11 protein-coding genes are annotated in these 15,396 nt (G+C 44.3%); all 11 read left to right on the top strand.

The genetic code is table 11. The annotated features are described in order from the left end of the window. Positions 1-11: 11 nt before the first annotated feature. The 11 genes from ACKTT9_RS20295 to ACKTT9_RS20245 all read left to right on the top strand — a co-directional run bounded on the left by ACKTT9_RS20295 (position 12) and on the right by ACKTT9_RS20245 (position 15,379). A complete protein-coding gene (locus tag ACKTT9_RS20295) occupies positions 12-3,155 on the top strand; it encodes a glycoside hydrolase family 2 TIM barrel-domain containing protein (RefSeq protein WP_407867327.1) in 3,144 nt (1,047 codons plus the stop codon). Between the two features lie 22 nt (positions 3,156-3,177). Then, entirely contained in the window at positions 3,178-3,960 is a 783-nt protein-coding gene (locus ACKTT9_RS20290) for an SDR family NAD(P)-dependent oxidoreductase (protein WP_407867326.1), read from the top strand. 95 nt (positions 3,961-4,055) lie between these two features. Then, positions 4,056-5,456 (top strand): aminomethyl-transferring glycine dehydrogenase subunit GcvPA, encoded by a 1,401-nt coding sequence (gcvPA, locus tag ACKTT9_RS20285; protein WP_407867325.1) that lies wholly within the window; start codon positions 4,056-4,058, stop codon positions 5,454-5,456. Between the two features lie 28 nt (positions 5,457-5,484). Next, the gene (gene gcvPB, locus ACKTT9_RS20280; RefSeq protein ID WP_407867324.1) at positions 5,485-7,044 is read left to right on the top strand and encodes an aminomethyl-transferring glycine dehydrogenase subunit GcvPB; all 1,560 of its coding nucleotides are present in this window, start codon (positions 5,485-5,487) and stop codon (positions 7,042-7,044) included. 730 nt (positions 7,045-7,774) lie between these two features. Further along, positions 7,775-8,653, top strand: coding sequence for an NAD-dependent epimerase/dehydratase family protein (locus ACKTT9_RS20275; RefSeq protein ID WP_407867323.1), 879 nt, complete (start codon positions 7,775-7,777; stop codon positions 8,651-8,653). A 158-nt stretch (positions 8,654-8,811) separates the two neighbouring features. After that, on the top strand, positions 8,812-9,240 hold the full coding sequence (locus ACKTT9_RS20270) for an NUDIX hydrolase (protein WP_407867322.1): 429 nt from the start codon (positions 8,812-8,814) through the stop codon (positions 9,238-9,240). Between the two features lie 337 nt (positions 9,241-9,577). Further along, positions 9,578-10,387, top strand: a complete 810-nt coding sequence (locus ACKTT9_RS20265; protein WP_407867321.1) for an ElyC/SanA/YdcF family protein — start codon at positions 9,578-9,580, stop codon at positions 10,385-10,387. Between the two features lie 174 nt (positions 10,388-10,561). Next, positions 10,562-11,686, top strand: coding sequence for a hypothetical protein (locus ACKTT9_RS20260; RefSeq protein ID WP_407867320.1), 1,125 nt, complete (start codon positions 10,562-10,564; stop codon positions 11,684-11,686). Positions 11,687-11,792: 106 nt separating this feature from the next. Continuing rightward, positions 11,793-12,503 (top strand): MOSC domain-containing protein, encoded by a 711-nt coding sequence (locus tag ACKTT9_RS20255; protein ID WP_407867319.1) that lies wholly within the window; start codon positions 11,793-11,795, stop codon positions 12,501-12,503. Between the two features lie 344 nt (positions 12,504-12,847). After that, complete coding sequence (locus ACKTT9_RS20250; RefSeq protein WP_407867318.1) at positions 12,848-13,267, top strand: GNAT family N-acetyltransferase; 420 nt, start codon at positions 12,848-12,850, stop codon at positions 13,265-13,267. A gap of 180 nt (positions 13,268-13,447) precedes the next feature. Further along, positions 13,448-15,379: a fructose-1,6-bisphosphatase gene (locus ACKTT9_RS20245; protein ID WP_407867317.1), complete on the top strand. Its 1,932-nt coding sequence runs from the start codon at positions 13,448-13,450 to the stop codon at positions 15,377-15,379. Positions 15,380-15,396 lie beyond the last annotated feature (17 nt).

Here is a 15,396-nt window from a genome sequence, read left to right as displayed (position 1 = left end):
GAGAGACAACGATGCGCAACGAGAAAGCAGCACGTGATTGGGATAATCTTGCGGTACTGGAGCGCAATCGCGCGAAGAGCCGTGCGTATTTCATCCCACATTCCAACCCGGCAGGAGCTTTGAGCTATGACCGAGGGAGTTCCCCTTGGTTCATTTCATTGAATGGCCGCTGGAAGTTTCATTATGCGAAGGGGCCTGAATGGGCGCCGGAAGATTTTTACCTAGAAAATTATGACATGTCGGGCTGGGATGAGATTCAAGTACCAAGCCATTGGCAGCTGAAAGGATATGGAAATCCGCATTATACGGACTTATATTATCCGTTCCCGGTTGATCCTCCGCATGTGCCTAACGATAATCCGACAGGCAGCTATGTGCGAGAGTTTGAACTCCCACCGCATTGGGACGGTAGAAAACTGGCCGTGAAGTTCGACGGCGTGGATAGTGCCTTTCACGTATGGGTCAATGGGACATTCGTTGGTTATAGCCAAGGAAGCCGATTGACGTCAGAGTTTGATTTGACGCCATATGTTAAGCAGGGAATTAATCGTATGGCAGTTCGCGTCTATCAGTGGTCAGACGGCAGCTATTTGGAAGACCAAGATATGTGGTATATGAGTGGTATTTTCCGGGATGTGTATTTGATTTCGGAGCCATCTTCGATGCGGATCGTGGACTATCGTATCGTAACCGAATTGGACGCGAGCTATAGCGTTGCAACTTTATCTGTTCAAGTTGAACTGCATGGCGATGGTCTGCAGGGGGCGGCACTCCAGCTCCAACTGCTAGATCATGTAGGCGCATTTGTTGTTTCGGCTGTAGAGCATATCAAAGTCGGCGGTGTGGATCATTCGATTATATCGTTTTCGATCCCAGTTACGAAGCCTGTGCTTTGGAACGCTGAAGCTCCAACACTCTATCATTTGACGATTTGTCTCATAGATCAGAACGATAAAGTCGTGGAGGCAGTGGCCCAGCGGGTTGGATTCCGCAAGATCGAAGTGAAGGACGGCCAGTTTTTGGTGAACGGCAAGGCCATCATGTTAAAAGGCGTAAACCGGCACGACCACCATCCAGATACGGGGCGCACAGTGACGGTGTCGACCATGATTCAAGATGTGAAGATGATGAAACAGCATAATATCAATGCGGTCAGAACCGCTCATTATCCGAATGATCCGCGGTTCTACGATATTTGTGACGAATATGGCTTATATGTCATGGAAGAAACCGACTTGGAAACGCATGGCTTCGAGCCTTTGGGCAATATATCACGGTTAAGCGATGATCTCGCCTGGCAGGAAGCTTATGTCGATCGCATGCGCCGTATGGTGGAACGGGATAAGAATCATCCTTCTGTCCTGTTCTGGTCACTAGGCAATGAGTCCGGCTTCGGCTGCAACTTCCGTGCGATGTCGGCCTGGTGCAAACAAGCGGATCCTACCCGGCTCATCCATTATGAAGAAGACCGCGAAGCGGAAGTGTGCGATATTGTGAGCACCATGTATTCTTCGGTTGAAAAAATGATTGGCTTCGGTCAGCTGGTGGATCATCCTAAACCGCATATCTTATGCGAATTCGCCCATGCCATGGGGAATGGTCCAGGCGGACTCAAGCCGTATTTCGATATCTTCGATGCTTATCGAAGACTGCAAGGAGGTTTCGTTTGGGAATGGATCGACCACGGGATCCGCAGAAAAACGGCGGATGGCAAAGTCGACTACGCTTACGGCGGGGACTACGGCGATGTGCCGAACAACAGCAATTTCGTCATCGATGGTCTTGTTCGTCCTGATCGAACACCTTCTCCAGGTTTAATAGAATATAAGAAAATTATTGAGCCTGTTAGGGTTGAGTATATAAAAGATAATCGCATACGCATTATAAATCGCTATGATTTTATTACATTAGATCACCTCTGTGCTGATTGGAGTGTGACGGTAGAGGGGCGGACAGTCCAAAGCGGCATGCTTGTTCTGCCAAGAATTGGCCCAGGTGAAAGTGCAGAGATCCATGTTCCTGTCAAGGCAGATCTGCAACTCGTTTTATTGGAGCAATATGCGGAGCGCTGGTTGAATATCGGCTTCACGCTTGCGGCAGATTGTCTCTGGGGTGAGCGAGGACATGAGGTAGCTTGGGCGCAGTTTGCTTTAGCAGCAGTTGGTGACAGTGAACAAGCGAGAAATATCGGAGCTAACACTAGTTTGTCTGCTTATGAGGCAGCTAGTCCGACTAAACGGAGCTTATCCTGCGCAGAGCAAGGGTTCAAGCTCATACTTGCAAACGATTCATTCCGAATCGCATTCGATACCCGGCGTGCAGGAATAGGTTCGCTGCGAATGAACGGGCATGAGTTATTGAACTCGGGGCCGCGTCTTCATTTTTGGCGTGCGCCGATTGATAACGATATGTATGTCCTCCCTGACTGGTACAAGGCGCATCTCAATAGACTCACCGAACGATTCGATGATTGCCGCTGGGAGCGGTTGGACGAAGGGACGATTCGTATCACTTGGAAATCCCGCATTGCACCGCCTGTTTTCGATTGGGGCTTCCAATGTGAAACGACCTACACAATAACCGGCTCAGGTCTTATTGTAATCGACGTGCACGGTGTTCCAGAAGGCAAGCCGCCGGCCATGCTCCCGAAGATTGGACTCCAAATGGAGATACCGGGTGACATGGATGCTGTGAAATGGTATGGACGTGGTCCAGGCGAGAGCTACTCCGACAGCAAAGAAGCAGGGCGGTTTGGTGTGTATACGGGGTCCGTAGATGAACTTTTCACCCCCTATATTTATCCGCAGGAAAATGGCAATCGGACCGATGTAAGGTGGGTATCCATCACTGACGGTGCCGGAATCGGTCTACTCGCGGTAGGAGCACCAACACTTGAATTCAGTGCACGGCGTTATACCGACGCTGACATAGAAGCAGCCAAGCATGCTAGTGAACTTGTTCCACGGGATTACATTACACTCAACTTGGATTACAGGCAGAATGGTCTAGGCAGCAACAGCTGTGGACCCGCTCAGTCCCCGGAAAACACAGTCACATCAGAAGAATTCCGTTTCAGGATTTTGCTTAAACCCTATTTATCCGAAGATACCTCACCAGAGCGGTTGAGCCATCTAATGAAATCTGAAGTGAATTAGCTATAAGAGGAGGATACAAACCATGCTTCATACACATGACATTTTAAACTTATCGGGAAAAATAGCGGTTGTGACCGGCGGTGCCTCAGGGATCGGCCTTGCGACTGCTGAACTGCTGGCCAGCTTTGGCGCGTATTCCGTTATTCTGGATATTAACGATGCGCAAGGCGAACAGGCTGTTAATGGCATCAGACAGCAAGGAGGACAAGCGAGTTTCTACCGCTGTGATGTGTCTTCCTCCGCAGATTGCCAGCGTGTTGCAGCAGAGATTGATGCCGCACACGGACGAATTGATATTTTATTCAATAATGCTGGGATTATTCGCCGTAAAACGGTCGTTGAACTGGAAGAACGCGACTGGGATTTAGTCATAGATGTCTCTTTAAAAGGCGTTTATCTGCTGTCCAAATCTATCATTCCGATTATGGAACGTAATGGCGGAGGCAGCATCATTAACTCCGGTTCCGGTTGGGGACTGAAAGGCGGCGACCGAGCTGCTGCCTACTGTGCTGCCAAAGCTGGCGTTGTGAATTTAACGCGGGCTATGGCTATCGATCATGGCGTCGCCAACATTCGTGTGAACTGTGTATCGCCAGGCGATACGGACACACCGCTGCTGCGTGATGAGGCGAAGCAGCTGCAGCGAAATGAGGCCGAATTCCTAATCGCCTCGGCCGGCGGCCGCCCGCTGGAGAGACTTGGCACACCGCGAGATATCGCGAATGCGGTCCTATTTCTGGCGAGTGACATGTCTGCCTGGGTAACGGGAAGCGTGCTTGTTGTGGATGGCGGGGGCATTGCCTAAGGGCGATTCGCATCCGGCAAGAATGGCTGTTAAAAATCTATGAAATCGAGTTTTTTAATCTACTTTTAAAAGTATGACGAATGGAGGCGTTATCTATGCCTAATAACAGAACTTATGCCCATCCTTATATACCGAATACCGTACCTGAGGTTCGTGATGCGATGCTGAAGGAAATAGGCCTGACCCGGATCGAACAACTTCATGACGCCATTCCGGACAGCTTGAAGCTGAATCGGGAGATGAACCTCCCGCCAGCCATGACGGAATATGAGCTGCGCCGCCATATCGATGGCCTGCTCGCCAAAAACAAGCATGGCGCTGCTTATTTGAACTTCCTCGGAGCAGGCTGCTGGCAGCATTTCATTCCGGCTGTCTGTGATGAAATCAACCAACGTTCTGAGTTCGTTACTGCGTATGCCGGTGAACCTTATGAAGATCACGGACGTTTTCAAACTCTGTTCGAATACCAAAGTTTAATGGCTGAATTGGTTGATATGGACGTCGTGAATGTTCCTACTTTTGATTGGGCACAAGCGGCATCAACCGCGATTCGAATGGCGGGCCGCATTACCGGCCGCAGTGTTGCACTACTTCCCAAATCGGTCGACCCCGACAAGGTTATGATCATTAACAACTACTGCACGCCTGTGATGGAGCTGCGCTTTATTGAAATTGATGAAGCAACCGGCAAAATGGACTTAAATGATTTACGCAGCAAGCTATCCAGCGAGGTTGCTGCAGTATACTTCGAGAATCCCGGTTACCTTGGGATCATCGAAGACCAAGGACAAGAGATTTCGAGTCTTGCTCATGCCGTGAAGGCCATCTCTATTGTTGGCGTGGACCCCATCTCGCTCGGCGTTCTTCAACCTCCAAGCCAGTATGGTGCAGATATCGTCTGTGGCGATTTGCAACCGCTCGGGATGCATATGAATTACGGCGGTGGGCAAGCCGGATTTATCGCGACGCGCGACGAAGAGACGTATGTGATGGAATATCCTTCTCGTCTGTTCGGCATCGTGCCAACAGAGGTTGAAGGCGAATATGGCTTCGGCGATGTAGCCTATGAGCGTACATCCTTCGCGCTTCGTGAGAAAGGGAAGGAATCCGTCGGTACCCAGACCGCATTATGGGGCATAACAGCAGGTGTTTATCTATCCTTGCTAGGGCCAACCGGTATGCAAGAAGTCGGCGAAACCATCATGCAGAAGTCGCAATATGCGGCCAAGAAACTCTCCGGCATTCCAGGTGTTTCCCTGCGGTTCGCAGAAACAACCTTTTTCAAGGAGTTTGTTGTTGATTTCAACGATACGGGCCTAACCGTTGCTGAAATTAATGCGCGCCTATCTGAAGCGGGAATATTCGGAGGTAAAGATTTGTCCGGTTCTTTCCCGGCTTGGGGACAATGTGCCCTCTATTGCGTTACTGAAATTCATTCGCAAGCTGATCTTGATCGTCTTGCTGACACCATTCAAACCATTGTTCGCCATTCGTGATCCACATAAATAGAAAGGATGGAACGCCATGAAACGAATTCGCAGAGACCATAAAGTCCGTAATTTTCATCAAGCCAAATGGGATGAGCCAGTTATATTTGAACTTCACCGACAAGGTGAGCGTGGGGTCATTCCGCCGGGAACGGAGGCTGGTATTACAGCTGAGGTGGGGAATGGAATAGGACGTATTCCTTCTTCCATGAAGCGTAGAACTGCGCCGGCTTTACCCGAAATCGGCCAAGCGAAGGTCCTTCGGCATTATTTACGCCTATCGCAAGAGACACTTGGTTCCGATTTGAATGTTGAGATCGGACAAGGCACTTGTACGATGAAGTATATTCCTCGCATCAACGAAATGCTTATCCGTACGCCACATCTCATGGAGCTGCATCCCTTGCAGGAGGCCGATTCCGTTCAAGGCATGCTGGAGATTTTCTATAAGCTGGACCTTGCCATGCGGGAGATCAGCGGGATGGATGCCTTCTCGTTCCAACCGAGCAGCGGAACGCAAGCCTTGCTAGCGATGGCTTCCATCGTTCGTGCTTATCATGACTCACGGGGAGAAGGGGATCAGCGGGATGAGATTATTACAACGATTTTCTCTCACCCTTCTCAAGCAGCGACAGCAGCAGTTAAAGGCTACAAAATCATCACATTGCATCCTGATGAAGATGGCTTCCCAGACATCGAGAAGCTGAAGAGTGTTATATCCGAGCGAACAGCTGGTTTTGTCGTTGCGAACCCGGAGGATACGGGCATCTATAACCACCGAATCCGCGAGTTTACCGACATAGTCCACGAAGCGGGCGGAATCTGCTTCTACGATCAAGCCAACGCCAATGGCTTGCTTGGCATCACGAGAGCGAAGGAAGCGGGCTTCGACATGTGCTTTTTCAATCTGCATAAGACTTTCGCAGCTCCTCATATGTGCGGTGGGCCAGCGACTGGTGCACTAGGCGTTAGTGAAGAATTGAAACGCTTTTTACCTGGACCGCTTGTCGATTGTGTCGATGGTCGTTATGTTTTGAAGAATCAGACGGCAGACAGCATCGGCAAAGTCCGCAGCTTCCACGGGGTGGCACAGACTGTTCTGCGTTCCTACGCTTGGATTCTGAGCCTCGGTCCAGATGGACTGAAGGAAGTTGCCGAAATCGCGGTTCTGAACAACAATTATCTGTATCACAAAATCCTGCAAATCCGCGGAGCAAGCGCACCTTATATCAAAGGACGCCGCCTCGAGCAGGTTCGCTACAGCTGGAAGCAGCTTACTGATGAGACAGGTGTCACGACAGAAGATATCACTCGCCGCATGTGTGATTTCGGCCTGCACTACTGGACGTCCCATCACCCGTATATCGTGAAGCAGCCGTTTACCTTGGAACCGACAGAATCGTATTCCAAAGAGGATCTCGACGAATACATTCATGCGCTGGAGCATATTTCAAATGAGGCTTACACACAACCGGATATTGTTCGGACAGCTCCGCATAACAGTACGGTCCATCGGAATGATGAGTCGTCGCTTGACGATCCGAAACAATGGTGCATTACTTGGCGGGCGTATTTGAAAAAGACTCAACTGGTATAAAGAAAGGCTCCGCGAGGGGCCTTTTCTTGAATTTTTTTGGTTAGACCGCGATTGCGGTCTTTCGTTGCACATCATACAACCAATTACTGCAAATGGTGAATTGTAAGCGGTTTAAATGCAACAATCGTTGTATGAAGTGCAATATAGAGACAAAGTGAGGCCCATTTACGGACAAATGGTTGCGCAAAATACAACGTAGCTGTTACAGTCGCTGTTATCGCTCCAGCGGTTCCTACCTGAGGGGAACTAGAGGGCCCTATTTCATCGAAATAGGGCCCTCTTCACGTTGAGGGGGACTGACGTCCTCTATTTGTCCGTTTTCTTAAAAAAATCGGGTTAGCCGGTCAAATAAGGCCCTGTAGTTCCGCTTGAACGCGGAAACGGGCTTAATTTGTTAGAATAACGCCCTGCAGTTCCTCCAAGTTGGCCAGCCAGCTTACCTCCCAATGAGGATGCCCTCTCGCCAAATGTCTCAGTAACGCTAAATTTTTAGCGGCGTTAGGTGTTCTCCACCGCCAAAATTCGCTCCCTCGGGGCTCTTAACAAGCTAAACTACGGAGGGAAATTAACTCCTCCAACGATTCCCTTCTCCTCTACGAGGAACTACTGGGCTCTATTTCATTTGAAGTGGCAGCCGGCTGCTTTTTTTGTTGACCGAATGAGCAGGTTTGTTCAATATTTTCTCGAATACAGGTAGAAGACAAAGCACGTTTATTGGGAGGGGACATTCATGAAAATTTTAGTTGCCGGAGCTACTGGAGCTGTCGGACGTATCTTGCTTCCGAAATTGATTCATGCAGGTCATGAAGTCATTGGAATCACGCAAAGTGAGAGTAAGAAAGCTATCATCGAGAATACGGGAGCAAAAGCATTAATTGCTGATGTCTTTGATCGTGAGTCAATACGGTCCGCATTAGAAGAATCTCAACCCGAGGTTGTCATTCATCAATTGACTTCTTTGAGTAATCGTAATTTTTCTGATAATACAAGGATACGTAAAGATGGTACACAAAATTTGGTAGATGCTGCTATTTCAGTTGGTATCAAACGCATCATCGCTCAAAGCATCTCTTGGGCATATGAACCAGGAGAGAAACCGGCAACTGAAGAAGAATCCTTACATGTAGTGGCCGAGGAACCCCGTAAATCAACGATTGATGGCATATTAGCTTTGGAAAATGCTGTATCAAAAATACCGCAAAATGTAATCTTACGCTATGGAATGTTCTACGGCCCGGGCACTTGGTACGAGCGTAATGGATTTATGGCAAAGCAAATACATCAAAGACAGGTTCCTGCTACTGAAGGGGTCACTTCATTTCTTCATGTGGAAGATGCCGCTGAGGCAGCACTTTTGGCCTTGCAATGGCCTTCAGGACCAGTAAACATTGTGGACGACGAACCAGCAAGAGGATCTGACTGGCTTCCGGTTTTGGCACAAGCTTTAGGAGCACCTACCCCTGAAACTATTTCAAATAGCAACGCTTGGGAGCGAGGGGCATCGAATAGGAAGGCCCGGCAGGAATACGGTTGGAAACCGCTATACCCGACTTGGCGGACTGGCTTTAGCACTAGTCTGGCTGACGAAAACAATTCAATGTTAGATTAATGAGGAATGTTAATTTAATTAACGAGGGAGCAGAGCGCCACATGGCAGCTGCTCCTTTGTTTCGTTGATGAAAGGGAGATTAGCGTAGTCAATTTAAAACTATTTCCACTTTTTTCAGTCTATAATTGAGTAGTCACTATTCATAAGGGGGCATCACATTGCCTAAATTAATTGGCGCAGCAGCAGTTATTTTAAATTCTGAGGGGAATGTATTATTGGTAAAACATAGCTATGGCAAAAATAATTGGGATTTGCCTGGAGGAAAAGCTGAGGAAAATGAATCAGCGCAGGAAACTGCCAAAAGAGAAGTTCACGAAGAAGTAGGGTTAGAAGTCGGGATTGGGCAATTAACTGGCATATACTACGACCCAAACTATGACATGCATCATTTTGTTTTTATTGCGAATAACGATGCTATTCAAATACCTCAGCCAAGCTCGCCTGAAATTTTAGAATGCAAATTCTTTTTTAGAGATGAACTTCCTAAACCGATTAGTGATTTCACTTGTAAGCGCATTGAAGATGCGTTAAATCATGAAAGACAGCATCTTTTCCATACTGTGGGACCAAGACAGTGGATTGAATAACGGATTGTTCGACTATGAAGAATGTTGGTTCAAAACAAACGAAATGTTTATCTATCTTTTGAGGAGAGTGTGAAATTGAGATTTTTGAATAACGGATATTTAAATGGATTATATGCTGTATTATTAGCCGTAGTATCTATTTTCACAGGGGAAATCGTAACTTTTATTATGCTCGGATTCGTATTCATGGCTTTATTGAACATTAACTCAACTTTGCAAAAGATACTTGATAAAAAAGATTAAGACAGTAGGTATGATTTTTAATTGTTATTGGGCAGTTTGATGAAAATGTTACAATAGAAACAAAAGATTGTCGTTTACTTATGGAGGTCAATAAATGGAACTATATAAAATAGCAGATAACATAAATTTAATAAGTGACTTTCTTGGAATAAGAGATATAGACACATTAACCAGTGATGCTCTAGAAGAAAAATATAAATTTTCACAAGCGGATTTACTCATATTATTCGGTGCTAGTATAGCCTATGGTTGTGACGTAGTAGGTAAAGCCATATCTAACAATATTGCCAAAAATTTTATGATTGTTGGTGGAGAAGGACACACCACAGAAAGTTTACGTAGAGCTATTCATAGTATTTTACCCGAAATAGTAACTACGGGAAAAATGGAAGCAGATATTATGAGCGAGTATATGAAACGAAAGTATGATATTGACAACATACTGATTGAGCGTAATTCAACGAATTGTGGAAATAACATCACTTACGCATTAGATATTATAAAACAAAATAATCTTAGCCTAAACAATATTATTATTGTTCAAGACGCGACAATGCAGTGTAGAATGGATGCTGGTTTTCGTAAATATCTCCACGATTCAGAAGTTGAAGTAATAAATTTTGCTTCGTATAAGGTTAGGGTTGTCATCAAAAATGAAAAATTGGTAATTGAGCCGTCAGATATTTGGGGTATGTGGGAACTAGAAAGATATATTTCATTATTGATGGGAGAAATTCCGAGATTGTTAGATGATAGTAATGGATATGGACCTAATGGGAAAAATTATATTGCACACGTCGATATTCCTAACGATGTATTGAAAGCATTTGAAGAGTTAAAAGTAGAATATGGAGATTTAGTGAGAGTTGCAAATCCTCTGTATGCTTCAAAAACGCTTGAATAAGGGAAACAATGCTCCATTACGGTGACAGGCGCATAGAGCGAAAAGAATTACGATGTAGTTCACAAAAGGCTGCAAGCCCAGGTTGAGTTGGTTGCTTTTTTCTCAAGTAACATTGGGGAATAGCGTTCAATGGAATGTAAATGGGGAAGAGGTATAGAAGGAGTAAAATAATAGATGATGAAGCAGCTTATATGTGTGGAGGTTATGGCAGTACTGCTGAGTTCTTGTATGACTGAAAAATCGCTGGTTTCGACTAAGTACGAATTGGAAGAAAACGCAAGTATTGTCTTGGATTCATCGAATAGCTGGACAACCAGTCGATTTAAGGGAATCCATGGTGTCGGTTGGATCTCTGATCATGAGATTGAGTTTGTCCAATCGGTGAAAATCGGGACAGACGAACATCATGAGCCCATATACAATAATACGATGGGATTTAAGGATATCATTTCTGGAGAAGTAAGAGGAGAAAAACCTGACATTTCCTACGATATATATTCGGTATCTCCCGACGACAGGCATGTCTACGTGAAGCTAAATCATATGGAAGGCGAGAAGCTGGTTGCTGAGCACCGGATGCTCAGCCGAGATGGTGGAGAGACGAAAGAAATAGCCAATCAGGCGATTGCTGGCAGCGCCATATGGCTGGATAATGAGCATGTATTATATAGGGGGGGAATTGGTGATGGGGGCGTCGTGCAGATTGATTTGCAGGGGAAGATTACGCCTATGCCTGCATTAAATCAATTGATGGAACATAACGATACGGATACCAGAAACATAGAGCAAGTAGCGAGAATAGGTGAACGCTTGTATTTTATAGAAGGTAGTGGATTTAGTTATATCGAGATGTCACAACTGGATAATCCCGTAATTCATAGGATATATGAAAAGAGTGTAAATCGATTTTATCCCGCACCAGACGAACATCAAATTGCTGTTGTAACGACAGAGGGTAGCCAATTCAGCAGGACGAAAAGAGAGCTTCTACTACTTGATCCCGATGGCAATTCTTTAGGCAATCATTTGGAATCGGGGGAATATTTCAACAGTGTATCTTGGTCATTAGATCAATCGAAATTGACTTATGTAGTGACGAAACAATACCCAAATCAATATGAGGTCCATGTGGTCGATACGAAGAGTGGCGAAAATAAGATGATCTACAAAAGTACTAACCGAATGGCGAGCAGCGAAATGTACTGGAGTCCAAACAGTAGACTAATGATGTTCACAGTTGACCGATCCAATTCAACTTTGGAATCGCAACCGGAAACGATTATTTATGAATTTAAATGATCCTCTGGTTGTTGATTTTTGCCAGTATGATCTTCCAACAGAGGGAGATTCAAGATAAAAATGTACTATAAAATCAGAATTATTAAGTTATGGAGGCGAATATCTTTTGCTTGTCGGTGAAATCAGTGAAATAACACGATATCCTGTAAAATCATTTGCGGGAGAAAGCTTGGACACTTGTAGAGTAGATCCATATGGGTTGTTTGGTGATCGTTTTTGCGCTTTTTTGGATGAATCAAAAGAGGGGTGGAATCGTTTTATTACGGCTAGGGATATCCCTAAAATGCTCGGTTATTCGGCTAGATTAATTAATAACGAAATAAGTGTGACATCTCCAAACGGAGAAATTTTTAGCTGGAATGAAGATCTTTTAAAAGAAATTCAAAGATACACCAATAGAGAAATATCTAAGGGGGACTATAGAGCACCAAATCCTGAAGACCCCAAACTTATGTCTGTTGATACTGCTAACATTCTTATCGTTACAGATGCTTCGTTGCGTAGACTTGAATCGATATGGGGAAAGCCATTAGATAAACGTCGGTTTAGAGCTAACATTATCTTGTCATTAGATGAAGACACGATGGATGAAACTGCTTGGATAGGAAAACAATTATCATTTGGCGATGTAAAATTAAAAGTAGAATCAAATTGTGAGCGATGCTCAATCATTACGCTTGATCCCGATACCTTAGAAAGGGATGTTACTCTGCTAAAGAAAGTAAATGAGCAAATGAATTTATGCTTCGGCTTATATGCCTCTGTTATTAACCCAGGGCAAATTCGTATTGGTCAGAAAGTTTATTTATCTGATTGAATTACAAATTTTATAGAGTGAATTGCTAGTGTTCATTCTGTGAAACCATTTTTGATAACTGAAAGGATTAGATTATGGATGTTCTTGTGGGATTCTTAATTTTAGGGGCATTATTTGGCATATTTGTTGCTATTCAAAAGCTCAACTCAAATATCATTACTCAAATTGACCAAAACGAAAGAATTATTCAATTAATGGAAGAAAAATGCCATCACCAATCCACGAAGAACGATAGTTGAACTAAGTAGAAACAGTAGAGAGGAATATGGTCAGGTTCACGACAAAAGTATGGATCTATTAAAGTACTTTATTAAACCTTAATATTTTGAACTGGAGTGAATCAAGTGGAAATGCATATTTCTAATGAGACAAATAATGACGACAAGTCCTATGTAGTTAACAAGTTGATTGAATTTAATTCGAGGCACTTCCCCGATGACTTGAAGGGTAGATATCAGGCGGTAAATCTATTCTTAAAAAGTGCTGACAATAAAACATACGGTGGGCTTATTGGTGAAATATTTTTGAATTACTTAGAGGTGAAGTATCTTTTAGTGGAAGAAGAATTTCGAAAATTAGGATATGGATTAAAACTGCTAGCAGAAGCTGAAAAATTAGCTAAAGAAAATTCTTGTGAATTTATTAAGTTAGATACCTTAAGCTTTCAAGCGTTAGATTTTTATAAAAAACAAGGCTTTGAAGTCTTTGGAACCTTAGAAAATGTTGGTGGACATACGCATTATTATTTGAAAAAAGACATTTAAGGTCCTGTACATAGCTAAAAATGAGGCTGAGAAGCTCCATTATGAAGTAAATTTGGATTTAATCAAATAGAAACTTATTGTTCAACTCATTTCAGGGAAATCTAATACCAAATATTTTCCCATTACTGTTTACAGTAAACATAATACATAACCATATTTTCTTGAAAGGGGATTACTGTTTTGGATGCGCAGTTTCTAGATTTATTAGCCCTGGAATATGATACGGAAGAAAAAGTTGTAACAGAAATCATTAACCTTGAAGCAATTTCCAATCTTCCCAAGGGAACTGAGCACTTTGTCAGTGATTTGCATGGGGAGTACCAGGCTTTTCAGCATGTATTAAGAAATGGTTCGGGTACCGTAAAAGAAAAAATAAAAGCCTTATTTCGTGAGGTTTGGACGGAGCAAGAAATCAATGATTTTACGGTGTTAGTTTATTATCCGGAAGAAAAAATACAGTTGGTCAAAGGTGATCTGTGCAATCATCAAGCCTTGAACCGATGGTACAGGCAAACGATTGAACAAATGCTGATGCTCATTTCTAATTCCTCTTCCAAGTATACTCGATCAAAATTGCGCAGAGCTTTGCCGGAGCAGTTTGTATATATCGTAGAAGAACTTTTATACAAGACGGATTCCACCAACAATAAGGACCCTTATTATGAGGAAATATACCGGCAAATTATATCTTTGGGCCAGGCGGATAAGCTCATTATCGGCCTTGCTTATACGACCCAGCGCTTGGTGGTTGACCATCTTCATGTGGTCGGAGATATATATGACCGCGGGCCGGACCCCGATAAAATTATGGACACGCTGATCAACTACCATTCTGTCGATATTCAGTGGGGGAACCATGATGTCCTATGGATTGGCGCCTATGCGGGCTCCCTGGTCTGCCTTGCGAACATTATCCGGATCTGTGCCCGATATGACAATCTGGACATCATCGAAGATGTCTATGGCATCAATCTTCGCCCACTGCTGAACTTGGCGGAGAAATACTATGATGACAATCCGGCCTTTCGACCGAAGCTGCAGACTGACCATAACGGTTCGGAGCAGGAAATCCTGCAGATTACGAAAATTCATCAAGCCATTGCCATGATTCAGTTCAAACTTGAGATCCCTATTATCAAGCGACGTCCTTTCTTTAATATGTCTGAAAGGCTTTTGCTCGAACAAATCGATTACGACAAAAATGAAATCAAAATCGGTGGTAAAACGTACCAACTGGAAAATACCTGTTTCGCAACTGTAAATCCGCAGCAGCCTGAAAAATTGCTGGAGGAAGAACAGCAGGTGCTGGAAAAGCTGCTCTTCTCCGTTCAGCATTCCGAAAAACTGGCCCGGCATATGAATTTTTTTATGAAACAGGGCAGCCTTTATCTGAAATATAACGGGAATTTGTTATTTCACGGCTGTATTCCTTTGGATGAAGAAGGAAACATGGAAGAAATGCAGATTGAAAACAAGACGTATTCGGGCCGTAAGCTGCTCGATGTTTTTGAATATTATTTACGTTACGCCTTCGCGCATCCGGAAGAAACGGATGATTTAGCAACGGATATGGTATGGTACATCTGGACAGGGGAAAGTTCCTCGCTCTTTGGAAAGAGAGAAATGACCACCTTTGAACGATACTTTATCCAAGATAAAGAAAGCTATAAAGAGAGAAAAAATCCTTATTATCATTTGCGTGAAAATGAGGAGATCTGCCGGAAAATTCTGCTGGAGTTTGAATTGAATCCGGATCATGGACATATCATCAACGGCCATACGCCAGTTAAAGAAATTCGTGGAGAGAGCCCCGTTAAAGCAAACGGAAAAATGGTAGTCATTGACGGCGGTTTTTCCAAAGCCTATCAATCCACAACGGGCATCGCCGGATACACCTTGTTGTACAATTCCTTTGGCATGCAGCTCGTTGCCCATCAGAAATTTAAATCAAAAGAAGATGTATTATGTAACGGAGCGGACGTATTGTCTGTAAAAAGGCTGGTGGACAAAGAACTGGAGCGGAAGCTGGTGAGGGAAACCAACGTGGGGGAGAAGCTGCTGCAGAGGATCTCGAATTTGAAAAATCTCCTGGAATATCGCTATATGAAATGAAAGAACGATTACAGCCG

This window comes from Paenibacillus sp. P36 (genome assembly GCF_045866505.1).
GTDB classification, from domain to species: Bacteria; Bacillota; Bacilli; order Paenibacillales; family NBRC-103111; genus Paenibacillus_E; species Paenibacillus_E chondroitinus.
Note: the sequence above shows the minus strand (reverse complement) of the source record. Positions and strands in the feature narration are given on the sequence as shown.